Raw genomic sequence first — 19,195 nt, 5'->3', positions numbered from 1 at the left:
GGCTGGTCTCCCGCGCAGGGTGGCGTAACCTGCGCCTGCCGCCAACCGCCGGGATCCCATCCATGCTGCACCGACGCGCCCTGCTCGCCGCCCCCGCCATGGCGCTCGCCGCGCCGGCGCTCGCGCAGGACCGCTTCCCGAACCGGCCCATCCGCCTTGTCATCCCGGTCGGGGTGGGCGGCGTGACCGACATCGTCGGGCGCGTCATGGCCGAGGCGCTGAGCCCGATCCTGGGCCAGCCGGTGGTACCGGAGAATGTGGTCGGCGCGGGCAGCGCGATCGGCGCCGCGGCTTTCCAGCGCCTGCCGGCGGATGGCTACGCGATCTTCATCGGCACCATCAACCACGCGCTGATGCGCGCCATGCAGCCCGACTTCCCGCATGACCCGGTCGCGGATTTCCGCCCGCTCGCGCTCGTCTCGCGGCAGCCCTTCCTGCTCGCCGTGCATCCGTCCGTGCCGGCGCGCAACGTGCCCGAGCTGATGGCTTGGCTGCGCCAGCAGGGCGATGCGGCGAATTTCGGCTCGACCAATCCGGGTGCGGCGAACCACCTGGCCGGCGAGTTGCTGAAGCAACTGTCCGGCGCGGGGTACACCATCGTGCCCTATCGGACCGCGGCGCTCGCCGTGCAGGACCTGGTGGCGGGGCGCGTGCAACTGACAATCGACAGCCCGTCGATGCTGGCGCCGCTGGTGCAGGATGGGCGCGTGCGGGGGCTCGCCGTCTCCTCCCGCGAGGCCTCGCCGCTGGTGCCCGGCGTGCCGAGCATGGCCGAGGCCGGCGTGCCCGGCTACGACCTGACGGTCTGGCAGGTGCTGTTCGCGCGGCCCGGCACGCCCGCCCCGGTGCTCGCGACGCTCGAGGCCGCGGCCGCGCGGGCACTCGCCGACCCCGCGGTGCAGGAGCGGCTGCGGCGATCCGGCGTCGACACCTGGCCGGACAGCTCGCCCGAGGCTGCGGCGCGCCTCGTGCGGGATGAGGTGGCGCGCTGGGCGCCAGTCGGCGCGCGCATCCGGACGGGGGGCTGAGCGATGGCCTATGAAGGCATCCGCGCGCATCGCCCGCTGATCATGGGTCGCCGCGGTGCGGTCGCGAGCAACCATCCCGTGGCGACGCAGGCCGGGCTCGACGTGCTGCGCGCCGGCGGCTCGGCGGCGGATGCGGCGGTCGCCGTCTCGCTGACGCTCGGCGTGGTGGAACCGCACATGTCCGGCCTCGGCGGCGACGGCTTCTACCATCACTGGTCGGCGAAGACCGGCCGGGCCGAGACCTATGCCGGCACCGGGCAGGCGCCCGCGGCGGCGACCATCGCGCATTACCGCGCGGCCGGCGGCATCCCGAACCATGGCGCGCTGTCGGTCCAGACACCGGGCAAGGTGGCGGGCCTCGCGGCGCTGCATGCGGCGCAGGGCACGCGGCCCTGGGGAGCGCTGTTCGGCGCGGCGATCGAGGCCGCGCGCGACGGCTTCGCCGCGACCCACGCGCTGCGGCACTTCGTGGGCGAGAACCGCGTGCGGCTCGACCCCGATGCGGCGAGCCGGGCGATCTACCTGCCGGGCGGCGCGGTGCCGCCGCTGGGGACCATCGTCGCGCAGCCGGCGCTGGCGACGACCCTGCAGCGGCTGGCCGCCGCCGGTCCGCGCGACTTCTACGAGGGCGCGCTGGCGCGCGACCTAGCTGCCGACCTCGCCGATGCCGGCACGCTGGTCGCGGCCGGCGACCTCGCCGCCGTCGCGGCGCGGGAGGCTCCGCCCATCGCCATCGCCTGGCGCGGCTTCGAGGTGCGGCAGACGCCGGCGCCGTCGATGGGCTTCGCGCTGCTGCAGATGCTGCGGATCGTCGAGCGCGACGACCTCGCCGCGCTCGGCTGGGGCAGCGAGGCGCTGGTGCACCTGATGGTGGAGGCGAAGAAGCGCGCCTTCCTCGACCGGGAAGCGGAGGCGGGGCGCGACGCGCCGGACGTGGCCTCGCTGCTGTCGGATGCCCGCGCGGCGGCGCATCGCGCCGCGATCGGCGAGCGCGCAGCGCGCCTGCCGGTGCGCGCCATGGCCGAGGCCGACACGACCTATTTCTGCGTGATGGATGCGGAGGGCAACGCTGTTTCCGCCATCCAGTCGATCAACTCCGCCTTCGGGTCCGGCATCACCGGCGCGCGCACGGGCATCCTGTTCAACAACCGCATGTCCTACTGGCATCTCGAAGAAGGGCACGCCAACGCGCTCGCCCCGGGCCGGCGCGTGCGCCACACCATGAACGCGCCGATGGTGATGAAGGACGGCAAGCCGTGGCTCGTCTTCGGCACGCCGGGGGCCGACAACCAGGTGCAGGTGAACTTCCAGGTGCTGGTCGCCTGCGCGGTGTGCGGTATGGACCCGCAGCAGGCGCTGGAGGCACCGCGCTGGACTTCCTCCCAGCCCGGGCAGGAGAGCAACCACCCGCATGCCGGCGGCGACGTGCTGACCGTCGAGCACGGCCTGGGTGAATCCGCGATCGGCGCGCTGCGCCAGCGCGGGCATGAGGTGAAGGTGGTCGCGGACCTCGAGGGCGCGTGCAGCGTGGCGGCGATCCGCCTGCTGCCGAACGGCGTGCGCATGGCGGCATCCGATCCGCGCCGCGACGGCTGGGCGGGCGCGTGGTGAGGCGGGGCTTGCCGCGGCGCGCCCCGCCTGCCTAGGCTTCCCGCGGGATGCTTCGGTTCGTTCTGAGACGCTTCGCGGTCGCGGTGCTCGTCGCCCTCACGGTGCTGACGCTCGCCTTCCTGCTCACGCGCCTGTCGGGCGACCTTGCCATCTCCATCGCTGGCCCGAACGCGACGGCCGCGGATGTCGAGACGATCCGGCAGGTCTATGGGCTGAACCGGCCGCTCGTCGTGCAGTATTTCGACTGGCTCGGCCGCGCCGTGCAGGGCGATTTCGGCGAGAGCTTCTTCTTTCGGGATCGTGTCGCGAACCTCATCGCGAGCCGGATGGGCGTGACGATCACGCTGGGGCTGGTGGGCCTCGCCATCGCGCTGGTGGTGTCCCTGCCGCTCGGCATCCTTGCCGCGGTGCGGGAAGGCACCTGGGTGGACCGCGCCGTGTCGCTCGTCGCGCTGGTCGGGCAGGCGATGCCGTCCTTCTGGCTCGGCCTCGTGCTGATGATCACCTTCGGGCTGAATCTGGGCTGGCTGCCGATATCCGGCACCGGGTCCTGGGAGCACTACGTCATGCCGGGCGTGGTGCTGGCCTTCTCCGCCATACCCTCGCTCACGCGCCTGACGCGGTCGGGGATGATCGAGGCGCTGTCCTCCGACTACATACGCACGGCGCGGGCGAAGGGGCTTTCGCGCCTGTCCATCCTGGTCAAGCACGGCTTCCGCAACGCGGCGATCCCGGTCGTGTCCATCGCGGCGGTGCAACTTGGCTTCATGCTGGGCGGCTCGATCGTCATCGAGACGGTCTTCGCGCTGCACGGCATCGGCTACCTGGCGTGGGAGAGCATCAGCAAGAACGACTTCCCCGTCGTGCAGGCGGTGGTGCTGGTGCTGGCGCTGATCTACATCGCGCTGACGCTGCTGGCGGATCTGCTGAACGCCGTGCTCGACCCGCGGCTGCGCACGTCATGAGCGGCGCAGTCCTTCCCGCCGGCCGGGGTGCCGCACTGCTGCGCAACCCAGGCTTCGTGGTCGGTGCGGCGATCGTCGGGCTGGCGGCGGTGCTGGCGCTGTTCGCGCCCTGGATCGTGCCCTACGACCCCTTCGCCATCGACCTGGAGCGCCGCCTGGTGCCGCCTTCCTTCATGGAAGGGGGCAGCATGCGGAACCTTCTGGGGACGGACCAGCTGGGACGCGACTACCTGTCCCGCCTGATCTATGGCGCGCGCATCTCGATGCTGATCGGGGTGCTGACCGTCATCACCTCCGGCATCATCGGCACGACGCTCGGCGTGCTGGGCGGCTTCTATGGCGGGCGGGTGGATGACGCGGTGATGTTCGCGATCACCACGCGCCTGTCGATCCCGGCCGTGCTGGTGGCGCTGGCGGTCGCCGCGCTGCGCGGGTCCTCCCTGATGCTGGTGGTGCTGGTGCTGGGGCTGCTGCTGTGGGACCGCTTCGCGGTTGTCGCGCGGTCGACCACCATGCAGATCCGCAACCTCGACTACGTCGCGGCGGCGTGGTGTGCGGGCGTCTCCCGCTGGTGGGTGCTGACGCGGGAGGTGCTGCCCAACATTGCGACGCATCTCGCGGTCGTCGCGACGCTGGAGATGGCGCTCGCCATCCTGCTGGAAGCCGCGCTGTCCTTCCTCGGCCTCGGCGTGCCCGCGCCGCTGCCCTCCTGGGGCCTGATGATCAGCGAGGCGAAGGACTACATGTTCTTCTCCCCCTGGGTCATCGTCATCCCGGGGCTGGCGCTGTTCGTCCTGGTGCTCGGCGTGAACCTGCTGGGCGACGCGTTGCGCGACATGATGGGCACGGACCTGTCCCGATGAGCGCGCTGCTCGAGGTGCGCGACCTGCGCGTGACGATCGGCAGCACGGCCGCGGTGCGCGGCGCCTCGCTTGCGGTCAACAAGGGCGAGACGCATTGCCTGGTGGGCGAGAGCGGCTGCGGCAAATCGATTACCGCGCTGTCGGTGATGGGCCTGCTGCCGCGTGGCGCGAAGCGGGAAACGTCGGCGCTGCGCTTCGCGGGGGAGGAGATCGGCGGCTTCGGCGAACGGGAGATGTCCCGCCTGCGCGGCGATCGCATGGCGATGATCTTCCAGGAGCCGATGACGAGCCTGAACCCCGCCTACACCGTGGGCTCGCAGATGACCGAGGTGCTGCGCCGCCATCGCGGCACGCCGCGCGCGCAGGCGGTCGATCGCGCCGCCGAACTGCTCGCGCGCGTCGGGATCACCGCGCCGGGGCTGCGGCTCGGCCAGTATCCGCACCAATTGTCGGGCGGGCTGCGCCAGCGCGTCATGATCGCCATGGCGCTGATGTGCGACCCGGAACTGCTGATCGCGGACGAGCCGACGACGGCGCTCGACGTCACGGTGCAGGCGCAGATCCTGCGACTGCTCGCGACGCTGCAGAAGGATCTCGGCCTGGGGATCCTGCTCATCACCCATGACCTCGGCATCGTCGCGCGCGTCGCCGATCGCGTCTCGGTCATGTATGCGGGAGAGGTGGTGGAGAGCGCGCCGACCGCGACGCTGTTCGCGGCACCGGAGCATCCCTACACCCGCGGCCTGCTGTCCTGCGTGCCGGTGCCGGGCAAGGTGAAGCGGGATGAACCGCTCGGCAGCATCCCGGGCGTCGTGCCACGCATCCGGCCGGGCTTCGCGGGTTGCGGCTTCCGCGACCGCTGCGCCCAGGCGAGCGCGGCCTGCGAGGGCACGCTGCCGCGCCAGCAGGCCGGCACGGATCACGAGCTGCTCTGCACGCTGGCCCCGGGCTGGCACGGGCGGACCGCGGCATGAGCGGCGCGGCGGCCATCGAGGTCCGCGGCCTGCGGCGCGAATTCCGCGTCCGCCAGGGCATATTCGCGGCGCCGAAGCGCGTCATCGCGGTCGATGACGTCTCCTTCTCCGTCCCCGCGGGCAGCGTGCTGGGCGTGGTCGGCGAAAGCGGCTGCGGCAAGTCGACGCTGGCGCGCCTGATCCTCGGCCTGCTGGAACCCACCGCCGGCGACGTGCTGGTCGATGGCCAGCGGCTTGGCGGGATGGACCGGCGTGCGCGTGCGCGGCTGATCCAGCCGGTGTTCCAGGACCCTTTCGCCTCGCTGAACCCGAAGCGGCGCGTGCGCGACATCGTTGCCATGCCGCTGATCGCGCAGGGCACGATCGGCACCGCCGAGATCGCGCGCCGCGTGGCGGAAGCGCTGGAGCGCGTCGGCCTCTCGCCCGACCAGGGCGGGCGCTTCCCGGCGCAATTGTCGGGCGGACAGCGGCAGCGGGTCGCGATCGCCCGCGCGCTGGTGCTGCGTCCGCGCATCGTGGTGTGCGACGAGCCGACCAGCGCGCTCGATGTGAGCGTGCAGGCGCAGATCCTGAACCTGTTGGCGGAACTCCGGCGCGACCTCGGCCTCACCTATCTTTTCATCAGCCACAACCTCGCGGTGGTCGAGCACATCGCGAGCGAGGTGGCCGTGATGTATCTCGGCCGGATCGTGGAGCGGGCGGAGAGCGAGCGGCTTTTCGCCGCGCCGCGCCACCCCTACACGCGCGCGCTGCTGGCATCGGTGCTGACGCCGGAGCCGGGGCTCGGCGTGCCGGATGTGGGGCTTGGCGACATCATGCCGGACCCGGCAAACATCCCGCCGGGCTGCCGCTTCCATCCGCGCTGCCCGGTCGCGGTGGCGAAGTGTTCGACGGAAACGCCGAGGCCCGCGAGCGATGCCGCGGGCCTCGTGGAATGCCATTTGGCCTGAAGGCTATTTCCACTTCGCCAGGTAGAATCGCGGCAGCTCGTCCGGGAAGGCCTTGAATTCCAGCTGGCGCTGGAAGGCGTAGGTGTTGACGTAGGTGTGCAGCGGCACCCAGTAGGCCTGTTCGGTGATGCGCCGGATCGCGGCGTCGTAGGCGCGCTTGCGCGCCTCGGCATCGGCGGTCGATCCGCCTTCCACGAGCATGCGCTGCAGTTCCGGATCGCGGGCGTAGTCGTCATTGCCGCCATCGAAGAAGTTCGGCAGCAGCGCGGAGACGTCGTTGACCGAGTAGGAGCCCCAGGAGCCCATCGACATCGCCAGTTCCCCGCGCCAGGCGCGCTGGATCTGGGCCGCGACCTGCATCAGGTTCAGCCGCGCGCGGATGCCGACGGCCTGGAGGTAGGATTGCACCGCCTCGGACCATTGCCGCGGCTGGACGTAGGAGGTCAGCTCGATTTCGAAGCCGTTCGGGAAGCCGGCCTCGGCGAGCAACTGGCGCGCCTTGGCCGGGTTGAAGTCGTAGCGCACCGCGGCATCGGCGTTGCAGCCGAACTGGGACGGGTAGCAGGGCGCGATCGGCACGCGGGATCCGCCGCGCACCAGCCGGTCCGCCAGCGCCTGGCGGTCGATCGCGTGCCACACCGCCTGGCGCACCTTCAGGTTCGTCATCGGGTTGCCGGCGCCGCTGCGCCCCGCGGCATCGAGCGAGAGATAGCCGATGCGCATCGATTCCTGCTGCAGCGCCTGCAGGAAGGGCAGGCGGTTCACGTTGTCGATCTGGTCCGGGTTCATGTTCCAGATCCAGTCGACGCGCTGGGCGAGCAGTTCCGTCAACTCCGTCGCGGCGTCCGTGACGAAGCGCGCGGTGATGCGCCGGATCGCCGGCCGGCCCTTCGGGCCGCCCTGGTAGTAGCCGTCGAAGCGCTCGTACTCGACGATGGAGGCGACATCGACGCGCGTGACGCGATAGGGCCCGGTACCGACGGGCGCGCGCGCGAAGCCGTCCGCACCGACACGCTCGCGATAGGCCTGCGGCCAGATCGGCGTGACGAGGGCGAGGTATTCGAGCGCCGCCGGCGTCGGCCGCTTGAGGTGCAGGCGCACCGAATGCGTGCCGGTCTTCTCCGCGCGATCCATCCAGGCGTAGTTGGACGGCGTCGCGACCCGCGCCTCGGGCTTCGACACCGTGTTGACCGTGTAGACCACGTCATCTGCGGTGAAGTCGCTGCCGTCGTGGAACTTCACGCCCTGGCGCAGCGTGAAGTCGAGGGTCGTGGTGTCCACCCAGTTCCAGGCGGTGGCCAGCGCCGGGACGATCTCGAAATTCTCGGGATTGCGGTGGACCAGCCCGTCCATGAACTGGTGACCGAGGATCAGCCCGGTGCGCTGGCTGTTGTAGTAGGGGTCGATGTTCGGCACCGCGTCTCGGAAGACGATGCGCAGCGTGTCCTGCGCACGCTGCGCCTGCGCCTGTCCGCCGATCAGCGCCGGCAGGGCGAGACCGCCCATCGCCGCGAAGCCCTTGCCGAGGTCCCGTCGGTTCATCGTCATGCCCTGTTCTCCCTGTCGCGGAGGGAAGCCTAGGGAAGGAGACGGCGAGGCGGCAAGCCCGCGCACGCTTGCACCTCCCGCGGCCTGCGCTTCAAATGCATGAAGGGAGGGGCCGCCGCATGCGCACCCAGGTTGGCATCGTCGGCGCCGGGCCGGCCGGGTTGCTGCTCGCGCAGATGCTGGCGCAGCGCGGGATCGAGTCCGTCGTCATCGAGGCGAAGTCGCGCGCGCATGTGGAAGGCCGCATCCGTGCCGGCCTGCTGGAACAGGGTTCGGTCGAAACGCTGACGGAAGCGGGCGTCGCCGAACGGCTGCACCGCGAAGGGCTCGTCCATCACGGCCTCGCCCTGCGCTTCGCGGGGCGGGAGACGCGGATCGACCTCTCCGGCCTGACCGGCGGCAAGGTCGTGACGATCTACGGCCAGCAGGAAGCGGTGAAGGACATGATCGCCGCGCGTCTCGCCGCGGGGCTGCCGCTGCTGTTCGATTGCGCCGACGTCGCTGTGCACGACATCGCCACCAACCGCCCGCGCATCACCTTCGTTCAGGACGGCGCGGCGCGGGAGATCGCCTGCGACGTGATCGCCGGCTGCGACGGCTTCCACGGCATCTGCCGCGCCGCCATCCCTCCGGCCGACCTCGCGATCTTCGACCGGATCTATCCCTTCGCCTGGCTCGGCATCCTCGCCCGGTCCCGGCCGATGTCGGAGGAGCTGATCTACGCCCGCCACGCCGACGGCTTCGCCCTCGCGACCATGCGTAGCCAGGCCATCAGCCGGCTCTACCTGCAATGCGCGCCGGATGAGGATCTGTCGCTGTGGTCCGACGACCGGATCTGGGACGCGTTGCGCAAACGGCTCGGCGCGGCGGCGGGGGAATTGCAGGAAGGCCCGATCCTCCAGCGGGGCGTGACCGCGATGCGCTCCTTCGTCGCGGAGCCGATGCGACACGGGCGGCTGTTCCTCGCCGGCGACGCCGCGCACATCGTGCCCCCCACGGGGGCCAAGGGCATGAACCTCGCCATCGCCGATGTGCGCGTGCTGGTGCGCGCGCTGGAGGCTTTCTTCGCGGGAAGGGGGGAAGGGCTGATGGACAGCTACTCCGCCACCTGCCTCGACCGTGTGTGGAAGGTGCAGCGCTTCTCTTGGTGGATGACGCAGCTGCTGCACCGCTACGACGGCGACGACGCCTTCGAGGAACGGGTGCGCCTCGCCGAGCTCGACTACCTCGCCGGCTCGGCGGCGGGGCGGACCACGCTTGCCGAGAACTATGTTGGGCTCCCCTACGCGGCCTGAGCGGCGAGGATCGCCTCCACCACCTCCTGCACCTCCAGCGCCTCGCGCAGCGTGGCGAGGTGGTGCGGTTCCCCGCGCGTCATCGCCGCGACGCCCTCGAGCTGCCGTTGCAGGACCATCGGGCGCATGCGCTCGTTCGGCAGCGCGTCCGGCGCCGCGGCCCATGTGCCGTCCGCGGCGCGGCGCTCGGCGAAAGACCAGTCGCGCAGGCGGATCGCGCCGGCGGGTCCTTCCAGCGTCCAGGCATTGTGGTCGTCGGCGAGGGTGATGCCGACGCCACCCGCGAGCGAAACGGGCACGCCGCCGGCGGTCAGCCGCGCGGCGACGGCCGTCTCCGCCCTGCCCGGCGCGTCGAAGCGCGCCTGCGCAGCCTCGAGCACCAGCGGGCCGAGCTGCCGGCGCGTCAGGAACAGGAAGTGGGAGACGACCTCCCGCGTGAAGCCGCCCTGCGCCGGCAGGTCGAGCCAGGCATGCGCGCCGCGCTGCCAGGATCGCGGCCAGGCGGCGAAGGCGGTCAGGATGGACAGCGACCGCGGCGCGCCCACCGCGCCCTCCGCCCGCCAGGCGTTCAGCTGCGCGACGGCGGGGGAGGAGGCCATGGGGAAGTTCACTGCGCCCCGCGCGCCAGCCGCTTCAGCTGCGGCGACGAAGGCGCGCGCCTCGGCGGTGTCGACGGCCAGCGGCTTTTCCAGGAAGGCCGCCTTGCCCGCCGCGAAGGCCGCCTTCGCATGCGCCAGGTGGAAGGCCGGCGGGGAGGCGACGTAGAGGCAGTCGCAGGCCGCGATCACCGCCTCCGCGCTGCCCAGCATCGGCACGCCCGGCGCGGCTTCGGCGAGGCGCGCGGCGGCGTCCGGCGCCGGGTCCCACACGCCCACGAGGCGCACCTGCGCATGGCCCGCCGCGAAGCGCGCGAGCCTTTCCCCCATGATGCCGAAGCCGACGATGCCGAGGCCGATCCGTTCCGCCATGCCGCGTTCTCCTTGCCTGCCCGCCCGTATCGCCGGATGCGGGCGCCGCGTCTATCCTTCGCCCCGACCGAGGAGGAACGCGATGACCGAGACGCCCGTGCTGATGACGCGCGATGGCCCCGTGGTGCGCCTGACGCTGAACCGCCCGCAGCGGCGCAACGCCATGAACGCGGCGATGGGCGACGCGCTCGATGCCGCGCTGGACGCGCTGGCGGCGGACAGGGAGTCGCGCGTCGTCGTGCTGTCCGGCGCCGGCGGGCATTTCTGCGCGGGGCTCGACCTGTCCGAGGTCGGGTCGCAGGCGAGCGAGGCGGAACGGCGGGCCGCGGCCGAGCGCCGCAACCATCGCACCGGCCAGCGCTTCGCGCGGCTGTCCGCCCTGCCGCAGGTGGTGATCGCGGCGATCGAGGGCGCCGCGCATGCCGGCGGGCTCGGCTGGGTCTGTTCCGCCGACATCGCGATCGCCACCGCCGATGCGCGCTTCTGCGCGCCGGAGGTGCGGCGCGGGCTGGTGCCGGCGCAGATCCTGCCCTGGCTGCTGCGCCGCATGGGCCGCAGCGCGGCGACACGGATGGTGCTGCGCGCCGATGTCATCGATGCCGCGGAAGCGGCGCGCATCGGCCTGGTGCACCAGGTGGTGCCGGATGCGGCGGCGCTGGCGGCCGCGGTCGATGCCATCCTGGCCGATCTGCGCCAGGGCGCGCCGATGGCGCTGGCCGAGACGAAGGGGCTGATCGCGGCCCTCGGCGCGCTGGCGCCCGAAGGCTATGCGGAAGCGGGCGCCCGTGCCTTCGCCCGCTGCGCGGCGGGGGAGGAAGCGCGGGAAGGCATCGCCGCCTTCCAGCAGAAGCGCCCGCCGGCCTGGGCCGTCTGATCAGCGCCGCGCCAGCGCGACGTAGGCCGCGACGGCGGCGAGCTGCGCGGCGACGAGCAGCATCGGCAGCGCGTAGCCGCCGCTCAGCGTGACGAGCAGCGAGAACAACGACGGCCCGGCGACATAGCCGAGGAAGACGAACAGCGTGGTGCCCGAGGTGACGTCGCCGACGCGGTCCGCGGGCGCGAGGCGAGCGACCTCGGACAGCGAGATGCCGTTCCAGGACGCCGCGACGAAGCCCGCCAGCGCGCAGAGCGCGGTGACCGCCACGTCGCCGGCGCTGGCCGGCAGCAGGGCGAGGGCCGTGACGATCGCGGCCGCGACCAGCCCCTGCAGGGCGAGGTTCCGCGTCGCGTTCCCCGTCCGGTCCGCCAGCCAGCCGAGGATGATCCGCGCCGCGACGCCGGCCGCCTGCATGACGGCGAAGACGCCGCCGGCCTCGACCAGCGTCAGCCCGCGCGCCTCCACCAGCCAGGTGACGGTGAAGGAGAAGAGGCAGCCCTGGCAGAGCGCGAAGGCGACGGAGAGCGCAACGAGCCTCGGCAGGGCGGGGTGCGAGCGCAGCACGGCGAAGGGCGCGGCGATGGTGTGGGGCGAAAGGACGTCGCGCAGCGCGATGCTGCGCGAGGCGTCGCGTTCCGTGTCGAGTGCCGCGCGCAGCGGCTGGATCGCCGCCGCGGCCAGCAGCCCGGCCGCCACGCCGACCAGCAACGCCATGGGCCAGCCGGCCGCGCTCGCGACCGGCGCGGCGACCAGCCCCGCCAGCGCGCCCCCGAGCGGCGCCCCCGCCTGCTTGACCGAGAAGATCAGCGCGCGATGCCCCTTGGGCGCCGTCGCCGCCAGGATACGGCTGCCCGCGGGCGGGGACGGGCCGTAGCCGATGCCCAGCAGCAGCGCCGCGAGGGCCAGCATCGCGACCGTGCCGGCCCCCGCGATCAGCAGCGCGATAGCCGCGATCGCCGCCCCCGCCTGCAGGGTGCGGACGGGGCCGAGCCGCGCGAGGAACGGCCCGCCGAGCAGCAGGAACAGCACCGTGCCGAGCGCGACGAGGGAGGAGAGGTTGCCCACGCGTTCCGGCGCCAGGCCCGCCGCCTCCGTGATCAGCGGCGCGACCACGGGCAGGCATTGGGTCATGAAGGAGGCCACCGACTGCATCAGCAGCGTGGCGGACAGGGCGGCGATCCAGGGCGGCACGACAGGGATGTTCGCAGCGCGCGGCTGGCCTGCCCAGCCCCGCTTGCCAGCGGCGCCCCGCCGGGGAAGCATCCGGGCGAGATAAGGGAAGGGAACGGACATGGCCGATCGCGCGGGGCCCGTGGGCTTCATCGGGCTGGGGATGATGGGGCTGCCCATGGCGCGCAGCCTGATGGCGCGCGGCTTCGCCGTGCTCGCCTGCGACAGTTCCGCCGCGGCGCTGGCCGCGCTGGCCGAAGGCGCGCCGGCGGGCGCGCTCGCCACGGCGCCGACGCCGGCGGCCGTCGCGGCCGGGGCCGAGGTTGTCGTCCTGATGCTGCCCACCAGCCGCATCGTCGCCGAGGTGATGGAAGGCAAGGACGGGCTGCTGCCCGCGCTGCGGCCGGGGATGCTCGTGATCGACATGGGCTCCTCGGAACCCGCGGAGACTCGGCGGCTTGCCGAAGCCGCCGCCGCGCGCGGGGCGCGGATCATGGACGCGCCGGTCTCGGGCAGCGTCGCCAAGGCGAAGACCGGCACGCTCGCCATCATGTGCGGCGGCGACGACGCGACCTTCGCCCAGGCCGAGCCCGTGCTGCGCGGCATGGGGGAAGCCATCATCCGCACCGGCGCCGTCGGCAGCGCGCATGCGATGAAGGCGCTCAACAACTTCGTCTATGCCGCGGGGCTGCTGGCGACGGCGGAAGCGCTGAGGATGGGGGAGGCGCTCGGCCTCGACCTGAACATCCTGTCGGATGTGATGAACGCATCCTCCGGCCGCAACATCGCGACGGAGACCAAGGCGAAGCAGGAGATCATCCCCGGCCGCTACGCGGGCGGCTTCCAACTGGGCCTGATGCGCAAGGACCTGGAGACGGCCGGCAGCATCGCGACCGAGACGGGCACGGACTCCCCCTCGCTCGCGCTGTGCCGCGCCCTGTGGTCGGAAGCGGTGGCGATGCTCGGCCCGAAGGTCGACAACACCGAGATCCACCGCTTCCTGGGCCGCCGCGCGGGCGGCTGAGCGCTACTCGAAGATCGCGACGGCGCGGATCGGGCTCGCGGTCCCGCCGCGGATCTTCAGCGGGAAGCCGACGAAGCGGAAGCGGCCGCGGCCGACCAGCGCCTGCAGGTTGGCGAGGCATTCCATGTGGGTGATGCCACGCTCGGCGCAGGCCATGTGCGCCTGGAAGTTGGGCTCGCCTTCCGGCGCGGGACTGATCGCCTCGACGCCGAACATGCCGATGCCCTGGTCGGCGAGCCAGTGGATCGCCGGCAGCGACAGCCCCGGGAAGTCGTGCAGGTAGCCCGGCTTGCCGAGCAACCGCTCATTCGTCGCCATCCACACCAGGACGGTGTCGCCCTTCTGGATCGTCTGGCCGGACTTCGCGACGGCGGCCTGCACTTCCTCGAGCGTCGCGGCGGTCTTGAGCGGCACGTGGGAGAGGTCGATGCAGAAGGCGCTGGTATAGAAGTTCTCCAGCGGCACCTGGTCGACCGACAGCGCGTCGGGCCGGGGGTCGAAATGCACCGGCGCGTCCACATGCGTGCCGGCATGGTCGGAGAAGGAGATCGACATCGCCTTCGAGCTGAAGACGGTGTTGCCGGCGTGCTTCTTCTCGCTGTGGTCGTTCCAGACCGTCATGACCACCGGCGGGTGGCTGGGATGGGTCTGGGTGCGATGGAAGATCTCGCGGCTCAGGTCGACGAATTCCATGGGCGTCTCCTCATTGCGGCGCGTCGCACAGGTACTGGCGCAGGTGATAGGGCTGCGCCGCGAAGGCCGGGCAGAAGGAGGAGACGACGGGTTCGAGCTTCTCGTAAAGGTCCTTCCAGTCGGCGTTGAGCGCTTCCAGCCGCTCCCGCGCCGCCTCGGCCTCGATGGCGAGCTTGGCGAGGTCGAGCGTCAGCAGCCGCCTGTCCTGCACCACGAAGCGCCCGCCGATCATCACGTGGCGCACGCCGGTGCCGTCCTCCGAATGGACCACCTGGTTGACCGACCAGTTGTGCGGGATCCAGTTCACCGAGGCGAGGTCGAGGAAGACGATGTCCGCCTTCTTGCCCGGCGCGATCGCGCCGATGTCCTCGAAGCCCAGGGCGCGGGCGGAGCCCTGGGTCGCGGCCTGGTAGACCTCGTCCGCCGTCGCCCAATGGCGCGGGTCGGGAGTCTGGACCTTGGACAGCATGGAGGCGTAGCGCATCGCCTCGTACATGTTCTGGTTGTCGGAACAGTTCGCGCCGTCGGTGCCGAGGCCGACATTGACGCCGATGTCCCGCGCGCGGCGGAAGCGGAACATGCCGTTGCCCAGCCGCATGTTGCTGCCCGGGTTGTGCGCCATCGACGCGCCCTTGTCGCGCATCAGCTTCAGGTCGTCGTCGTCGAGCCAAATCGCATGCGCCGCGGTGAAGTCCGGCCCGACAAGGCCGAGGTTGTCCATATGCGCGATCAGCGTCTTGCCGTAGCGCTTGATGCCGACCAGCGCCTGCACCTTGCTCTCGCCGACATGGCTGTGCAGGCCGACCTTGTAGTCGCGCGCGAGGTCCCGGCAGCCGCAGAGGAAGGCGTCCGAGCAATGGTGCGGGATGGTGGGTGCCACCGCCGCGCGGATGTCCTTGCCCGCCCAGCGCCAGTTCTTGAGGACGCCCTGCATCGCATCGAGCGTGCGTTCCCAGGCGGGCAGGCGGAGCTTGTCGACCCGCGCCTGCAACTCGGCGGGCAGGGCGTCGTGCAGGCCGGGGATCGCCTCATACACCGTGCGGTCGGCGACCATGGGGGCGATGACGGCGCGCATGCCGATGCCGTGATAGGCCTCGGCCACCGCATCGAGGCCCTCGGCCGTCGGCATCGGGAATTCGTAGTACAGGTCGTAGGCGGCGGTGCAGCCCTTCAGCACCATCTCGGCCGCGACGATCTGCGTCGTCAGCTTCTTGTCGGCGAGCGCCCGGTTGCCGCCGATCCAGGGGGCCGCGGCGAGCAACAGCTCCAGCGTCCACTTGTCGCCCTGGCCGCGCGCCAGGCCGCCATGGCCGTGGGTGTGCGCGTTGATCAGGCCGGGGTGGAGCAGGCAGCCCGTGGCGTCGACGATACGCGCATCGGCGGGTGCCGCGAGGTTCGCGCCGACCTCGAGGATCACGCCGTCGCGGACCAGGATGTCGGCGGGGGCGGCGCGCCGGAGCGCCGGGTCGGCGAGCAGCCCGCCGCGGATCAGGATGGTGCCGGCTTCGGTCTCGGCCATGTCGGGGTCTCTCTCGTCTCAGGCGGAAGGCGGGGCGGAATTCTCGGCGCCGCTCGACCAGGGGAACAGGATGCGCTCTAGCATCGACACGGCCTGGAACAGGACGATGCCCATGATGGCGAGGATGACGACGGCGCTGAAGGCGAGCGGCGTGCGGAAGAAGGCCATGGAGGTCTGGATCAGGTAGCCGAGCCCCGCATCGGCGCCGACGAATTCCGCCACCACCGCGCCGACCACCGAGAGCGCCGCCGCCACCTTGAGCCCGCCGAAGACGAAGGGCACGGCGAAGGGCAGGCGGATGCGCAGCAATTCCTGCATCCGTCCCGCGCGGCAGGCGCGGCCGAGCTCGATCAGCTCCGGCGGCGTCGCGAGCAGCCCGGCGACGGAGGCGACCACCAGCGGGAAGAAGGCCACGAGGAAGGTCACGATCACCCGCGGCACCTCGTTCGCGCCGAGGGCCACGATCAGGATCGGCGCGAGCGCCACCTTCGGGATCGACTGCGTGACCACCAGCAGCGGGTAGATCGCCGCCGAGATGGCCCGCGACGATGCGATCAGCATCGCCAGCGGCAGGCTGACGAGCACCGAGGCGGTGAAGCCGAGCAGCACGGTCAGCAGCGTGCTGCCCGTATGGGCCAGCACCGTCGGCCAGACCGACAGGGTCGCCGTCCAAATGGCCGAGGGCGCGGGCAGCAGGAATTCCCGGATGCCGAAGAAGCGCACCGCGCCTTCCCAGGCCAGGAACAGGCCGATCACCGCGATCCAGGCGGGCAGCGCGGCCTTCAGCCGCGCAAGCCTCTCACGCCGCGCGGGCGGCACGGTTGCCGAAGATGTGGTCGCGGATCCGGCGGGCGCAGCGCTGGAACTCATCGGTGCCCTCCTGGTCGAATGAGCGCGGGCGGGGGAGGTTCACCTCCACCACGTCCACGATGCGGCCGGGCCGCGGGGACATGACGACGACCCGGTCGGCGAGCAGCACCGCCTCCGGGATCGAATGCGTGACGAACAGCACCGCCATGCGCCGCGCGGCCCAGAGGCGGAGGAGCTCGATCGACATCTCCTCCCGCGTCAGGGCGTCGAGCGCGCCGAAGGGCTCGTCCATCAGCAGCAGGCGGGGTTCCTGCAGCAGCGCGCGGCAGATCGCGACGCGCTGCTGCATGCCGCCCGAAAGCTCGCGCGGCAGGCGGGATTCGAAGCCGGCGAGCCCCGCCGTGGCGAGCAGGGCGCGGGCCTTGTCCTCGGTGTCCGGCGCGACGCGTTTCATCAGGCGCAGCGGGAAGGTCACGTTGCGCAGCACGTCGGCCCAGGGCAGCAGCGTCGCTGCCTGGAAGACCATGGCGGTTTCCGCCCGCGGCGAGGTGACGGCGCTGCCATCGATGCTGACGGTGCCGCCGCTGGCCGGCACCAGCCCGGCGGCAAGGCGCAGCAGCGTTGACTTGCCGCAGCCCGAGGCGCCGACGATGGCGACGAACTCGCCTTCGCCGATGTCCATCGAGACGTCGCGCAGCGCCTCCACGGCCGCGCCATCGCGGCCGCGGAAGGTCTTGCCGATCCGCTCGAACCGGATCACGGCAGGAAGGACAGGTCGACGGACTGCGCGTAGTTCCAGCCGGCATCGAGCTGCTGCGACGCCGCCACCTGTTCCCAGGTGAAGCGCAGCCGCGCCGGATCCTGCCGCCCAAGCCCCGTCTGCCGCTGGTGGTCGTTGAAGACGTAGGACATGGTCGCTCGCAGCGAGCCCTGGCAGTCGTCGAGCTCGACCTCCGGGTTGCGCTGCACATGCGCCCGGCAGGCCTGTTCCTGGTTCGCGTTCGCCCAGGTGAAGGCGCTCGCCGCGCCGCGCAGGAAGCGGCGGACCAGGTCCGGGTTGCGCTGGATGACTTCGTCCGTCGTCATCAGCGTGGTGGCGTAGATGGCGAAGCCCGTCTCGACGAAGGGCAGCACCACGATCTCCTCGCCCGCCCGCTGCGCCGCCTTGTTCTGGTAGTAGTGGTGGATGGCGAAGAAGGGTGCTGCATCCAGCCGGCGGCTGATCAGCAGCGCCGCCATGGCGGAGGCATCCGTGTTCACCCACTGGATGCGGTCGGGGTTGGTGCCGGCGCGGCGCGCGACCTCGGGGAAGTACAGGCGATGCGAATTGCCCGGCGTGATGCCGATGCGCCGCCCTTCCAGGCCCTGGAAGCTCGTGATGCCGGAGGACCGGAGCACGAAGAGCGAGTGCGGCGAGTGCGTGTAGACCTGCATGATCGCCCGCACCGGCGTGTTCTGCCGGGCGCGCGCCGCCATGACCGCGCTGATGTCGGCCACGCCGAAGGCCGCGGTGCCCGCGGCCACCTTGTTGACCGTGTCGCCCGAGCCGTAGCCGCGCGTCAGTTGCAGGTCGATGCCGTGTTCCCGCCAGGCGCCGCGCGCGGCGCCGGAGAAATAGGCGGCATGCTCGCCCGTGGGGATCCAATCCAGCTGCAGCAGGACCCTGTCCTGCGCGCGAGCGGGCTGCGCTGCGGAAGCCGCGAGCGCGAACAGCCCGGCCGCGATGCGAAGGCGCATCATCGTCCGTCTCCCTGTTCGTTTCTGCCGCGCGGCGTAGTCCCAGGCAGGGAGCAGACGACGAAACGCGCCGGGGCGCAAGCCGCTACGCGTTGGCGCCGGACAGCGCCGCGATCACCGCATCCGTGACCTGCGCGGTGGTCGCCGTGCCGCCCAAGTCGGGCGTCAGCACGTCGCCTCGCGCGGTCACCGCCTCCACCGCCCGCATCAGGCGCTGGGCGGCCGGCGCCTCGCCCAGATGCTCGAGCATCATGCAGGCGGTCCAGAAGGACCCGAGCGGATTGGCGATGCCCTTGCCGGTGATGTCGAAGGCCGAGCCGTGGATCGGCTCGAACATCGAGGGCCGCCGGCGCTGCGGGTCGATGTTCCCCGTGGCGCCGATGCCGAGCGAGCCCGCCAGCGCGGACGCAAGGTCGGACAGGATGTCGGCATGCAGGTTGGTCGCGACGATGGTGTCGACCGTGCCGGGCTTCATCACCATGCGCGCGGTCATGGCGTCGACGAGCATCTTCTCGACCGTCAGCGCGGGGTACTGGGCGGTAACCTCGGCGCAGACCTCGTCCCACATCACCATGCCATGGCGCTGGGCGTTGGACTTGGTGACGACGGTCAGGTGCTTGCGGGGCCGCGACATGGCGATCTCGCAGGCGTGGCGACAGATGCGCGCCACGCCCTCACGCGTGAAGACGGCGACATCCATCGCCACCTCGATCGGCAGGCCGCGATGGGCACGGCCGCCGACGCCGGCATACTCGCCCTCGGAGTTCTCCCGCACGATCACCCAGTCGATCTGCCTGCCGAGGTCCTCCCGCAGCGGGCCGCGCACGCCGGGCAGCAGCCGCGTCGGGCGGACATTCGCGTACTGGTCGAAGCCCTGGCAGATGGCCAGCCGCAATTCCCACAGCGTGATGTGGTCCGGGATGTCCGGCGCGCCGACGGCGCCGAAGAAGATGGCGTCGAAGCCTTCCAGCTGCTTCAGCCCATCCGCCGGCATCATCCGCCCGGTGCGGCGGTACATCTCGCTGCCCCAGTCGAAGTCCTGGAAGGTCAGGGCGAAGCCGCCCTGCGCCTTGGCGGTCGCTTCCAGCACGCGGCAGCCCGCCGCGATGACCTCGGGTCCGATGCCGTCGCCACCGAGGGCGGCGATCCTGTGGGTGCGCATG

General features: G+C 71.7%; 18 protein-coding genes. 9 read left to right on the top strand and 9 right to left on the bottom strand.

Annotated elements, in window-relative coordinates:
- The first annotated feature begins 62 nt into the window (after window positions 1–62).
- From J5Y09_RS16885 to J5Y09_RS16860, 6 genes are read left to right on the top strand one after another with little or no spacing between them, the layout of a single operon-like run.
- Window positions 63–1,028: a Bug family tripartite tricarboxylate transporter substrate binding protein gene (locus J5Y09_RS16885; protein ID WP_209352991.1), complete on the top strand. Its 966-nt coding sequence runs from the start codon at window positions 63–65 to the stop codon at window positions 1,026–1,028.
- A gap of 3 nt (window positions 1,029–1,031) precedes the next feature.
- Window positions 1,032–2,639: a gamma-glutamyltransferase family protein gene (locus J5Y09_RS16880; protein ID WP_209352990.1), complete on the top strand. Its 1,608-nt coding sequence runs from the start codon at window positions 1,032–1,034 to the stop codon at window positions 2,637–2,639.
- 47 nt (window positions 2,640–2,686) lie between these two features.
- Complete coding sequence (locus J5Y09_RS16875) at window positions 2,687–3,604, top strand: ABC transporter permease (protein ID WP_209352989.1); 918 nt, start codon at window positions 2,687–2,689, stop codon at window positions 3,602–3,604.
- Window positions 3,601–4,467 (top strand): ABC transporter permease, encoded by an 867-nt coding sequence (locus J5Y09_RS16870; protein WP_209352988.1) that lies wholly within the window; start codon window positions 3,601–3,603, stop codon window positions 4,465–4,467. The genes J5Y09_RS16875 and J5Y09_RS16870 overlap by 4 nt, the downstream gene beginning before the upstream one ends.
- Complete coding sequence (locus J5Y09_RS16865) at window positions 4,464–5,441, top strand: ABC transporter ATP-binding protein (RefSeq protein ID WP_209352987.1); 978 nt, start codon at window positions 4,464–4,466, stop codon at window positions 5,439–5,441. The genes J5Y09_RS16870 and J5Y09_RS16865 overlap by 4 nt, the downstream gene beginning before the upstream one ends.
- Complete coding sequence (locus J5Y09_RS16860) at window positions 5,438–6,391, top strand: ABC transporter ATP-binding protein (protein ID WP_209352986.1); 954 nt, start codon at window positions 5,438–5,440, stop codon at window positions 6,389–6,391. Before J5Y09_RS16865 ends, J5Y09_RS16860 begins: the two co-directional genes overlap by 4 nt.
- A 3-nt stretch (window positions 6,392–6,394) precedes the next feature.
- Here J5Y09_RS16860 and J5Y09_RS16855 read toward each other — a convergent pair whose 3' ends face one another.
- A complete protein-coding gene (locus J5Y09_RS16855) occupies window positions 6,395–7,939 on the bottom strand; it encodes an ABC transporter substrate-binding protein (protein ID WP_209352985.1) in 1,545 nt (514 codons plus the stop codon).
- 119 nt (window positions 7,940–8,058) lie between these two features.
- Here J5Y09_RS16855 and pobA point away from each other — a divergent pair, with 119 nt between their 5' ends.
- On the top strand, window positions 8,059–9,234 hold the full coding sequence (gene pobA, locus J5Y09_RS16850) for a 4-hydroxybenzoate 3-monooxygenase (protein WP_209352984.1): 1,176 nt from the start codon (window positions 8,059–8,061) through the stop codon (window positions 9,232–9,234).
- Here the strand turns inward: pobA and J5Y09_RS16845 are convergent.
- A complete protein-coding gene (locus J5Y09_RS16845; RefSeq protein ID WP_209352983.1) occupies window positions 9,222–10,202 on the bottom strand; it encodes a Gfo/Idh/MocA family oxidoreductase in 981 nt (326 codons plus the stop codon). The genes pobA and J5Y09_RS16845 overlap by 13 nt on opposite strands.
- Before the next feature lie 82 nt (window positions 10,203–10,284).
- On the opposite strand from J5Y09_RS16845, the gene J5Y09_RS16840 reads away from it, so the two are divergent.
- Entirely contained in the window at window positions 10,285–11,076 is a 792-nt protein-coding gene (locus J5Y09_RS16840) for an enoyl-CoA hydratase-related protein (protein WP_209352982.1), read from the top strand.
- On the opposite strand, the gene J5Y09_RS16835 is transcribed toward J5Y09_RS16840, so the two are convergent.
- Entirely contained in the window at window positions 11,077–12,270 is a 1,194-nt protein-coding gene (locus J5Y09_RS16835) for an MFS transporter (RefSeq protein WP_209352981.1), read from the bottom strand.
- 100 nt (window positions 12,271–12,370) lie between these two features.
- Between J5Y09_RS16835 and J5Y09_RS16830 the strand changes: the two genes are divergently transcribed.
- Window positions 12,371–13,273: an NAD(P)-dependent oxidoreductase gene (locus J5Y09_RS16830; RefSeq protein WP_209352980.1), complete on the top strand. Its 903-nt coding sequence runs from the start codon at window positions 12,371–12,373 to the stop codon at window positions 13,271–13,273.
- Window positions 13,274–13,276: 3 nt separating this feature from the next.
- On the opposite strand, the gene J5Y09_RS16825 is transcribed toward J5Y09_RS16830, so the two are convergent.
- The 6 genes from J5Y09_RS16825 to J5Y09_RS16800 all read right to left on the bottom strand — a co-directional run bounded on the left by J5Y09_RS16825 (window position 13,277) and on the right by J5Y09_RS16800 (window position 19,194).
- Window positions 13,277–13,966: a cyclase family protein gene (locus J5Y09_RS16825; RefSeq protein WP_209352979.1), complete on the bottom strand. Its 690-nt coding sequence runs from the start codon at window positions 13,964–13,966 to the stop codon at window positions 13,277–13,279.
- A gap of 10 nt (window positions 13,967–13,976) precedes the next feature.
- A complete protein-coding gene (locus J5Y09_RS16820; protein ID WP_209352978.1) occupies window positions 13,977–15,485 on the bottom strand; it encodes an amidohydrolase family protein in 1,509 nt (502 codons plus the stop codon).
- An 18-nt stretch (window positions 15,486–15,503) separates the two neighbouring features.
- Window positions 15,504–16,304 (bottom strand): ABC transporter permease, encoded by an 801-nt coding sequence (locus J5Y09_RS16815; protein WP_342451495.1) that lies wholly within the window; start codon window positions 16,302–16,304, stop codon window positions 15,504–15,506.
- Entirely contained in the window at window positions 16,285–17,055 is a 771-nt protein-coding gene (locus J5Y09_RS16810) for an ABC transporter ATP-binding protein (RefSeq protein ID WP_209352977.1), read from the bottom strand. The genes J5Y09_RS16815 and J5Y09_RS16810 overlap by 20 nt, the downstream gene beginning before the upstream one ends.
- Window positions 17,052–18,035, bottom strand: coding sequence for an ABC transporter substrate-binding protein (locus J5Y09_RS16805; protein ID WP_209352976.1), 984 nt, complete (start codon window positions 18,033–18,035; stop codon window positions 17,052–17,054). Before J5Y09_RS16805 ends, J5Y09_RS16810 begins: the two co-directional genes overlap by 4 nt.
- An 82-nt stretch (window positions 18,036–18,117) precedes the next feature.
- Window positions 18,118–19,194 (bottom strand): tartrate dehydrogenase, encoded by a 1,077-nt coding sequence (locus J5Y09_RS16800; RefSeq protein WP_209352975.1) that lies wholly within the window; start codon window positions 19,192–19,194, stop codon window positions 18,118–18,120.
- Window position 19,195: the final 1 nt, after the last annotated feature.

This window comes from Roseomonas nitratireducens, from assembly GCF_017813355.1.
GTDB classification, from domain to species: Bacteria; Pseudomonadota; Alphaproteobacteria; order Acetobacterales; family Acetobacteraceae; genus Neoroseomonas; species Neoroseomonas nitratireducens.
The sequence above is the reverse complement of the archived record's forward strand: the minus strand, read 5'-3'. Positions and strand labels throughout refer to the sequence as shown.

What these genes read in the sequence shown, in the direction of transcription:
- J5Y09_RS16825 (WP_209352979.1), bottom strand. Translation starts at nt 13,966, where the DNA reads ATGGAATTCGTCGACCTGAGCCGCGAGATCTTCCATCGCACCCAGACC.
- J5Y09_RS16830 (WP_209352980.1), top strand. Translation starts at nt 12,371, where the DNA reads ATGGCCGATCGCGCGGGGCCCGTGGGCTTCATCGGGCTGGGGATGATG.
- J5Y09_RS16840 (WP_209352982.1), top strand. Translation starts at nt 10,285, where the DNA reads ATGACCGAGACGCCCGTGCTGATGACGCGCGATGGCCCCGTGGTGCGC.
- J5Y09_RS16845 (WP_209352983.1), bottom strand. Translation starts at nt 10,202, where the DNA reads ATGGCGGAACGGATCGGCCTCGGCATCGTCGGCTTCGGCATCATGGGG.
- J5Y09_RS16880 (WP_209352990.1), top strand. Translation starts at nt 1,032, where the DNA reads ATGGCCTATGAAGGCATCCGCGCGCATCGCCCGCTGATCATGGGTCGC.
- pobA (WP_209352984.1), top strand. Translation starts at nt 8,059, where the DNA reads ATGCGCACCCAGGTTGGCATCGTCGGCGCCGGGCCGGCCGGGTTGCTG.
- J5Y09_RS16820 (WP_209352978.1), bottom strand. Translation starts at nt 15,485, where the DNA reads ATGGCCGAGACCGAAGCCGGCACCATCCTGATCCGCGGCGGGCTGCTC.
- J5Y09_RS16875 (WP_209352989.1), top strand. Translation starts at nt 2,687, where the DNA reads ATGCTTCGGTTCGTTCTGAGACGCTTCGCGGTCGCGGTGCTCGTCGCC.
- J5Y09_RS16800 (WP_209352975.1), bottom strand. Translation starts at nt 19,194, where the DNA reads ATGCGCACCCACAGGATCGCCGCCCTCGGTGGCGACGGCATCGGACCC.
- J5Y09_RS16855 (WP_209352985.1), bottom strand. Translation starts at nt 7,939, where the DNA reads ATGACGATGAACCGACGGGACCTCGGCAAGGGCTTCGCGGCGATGGGC.
- J5Y09_RS16860 (WP_209352986.1), top strand. Translation starts at nt 5,438, where the DNA reads ATGAGCGGCGCGGCGGCCATCGAGGTCCGCGGCCTGCGGCGCGAATTC.
- J5Y09_RS16865 (WP_209352987.1), top strand. Translation starts at nt 4,464, where the DNA reads ATGAGCGCGCTGCTCGAGGTGCGCGACCTGCGCGTGACGATCGGCAGC.
- J5Y09_RS16885 (WP_209352991.1), top strand. Translation starts at nt 63, where the DNA reads ATGCTGCACCGACGCGCCCTGCTCGCCGCCCCCGCCATGGCGCTCGCC.
- J5Y09_RS16870 (WP_209352988.1), top strand. Translation starts at nt 3,601, where the DNA reads ATGAGCGGCGCAGTCCTTCCCGCCGGCCGGGGTGCCGCACTGCTGCGC.
- J5Y09_RS16805 (WP_209352976.1), bottom strand. Translation starts at nt 18,035, where the DNA reads ATGATGCGCCTTCGCATCGCGGCCGGGCTGTTCGCGCTCGCGGCTTCC.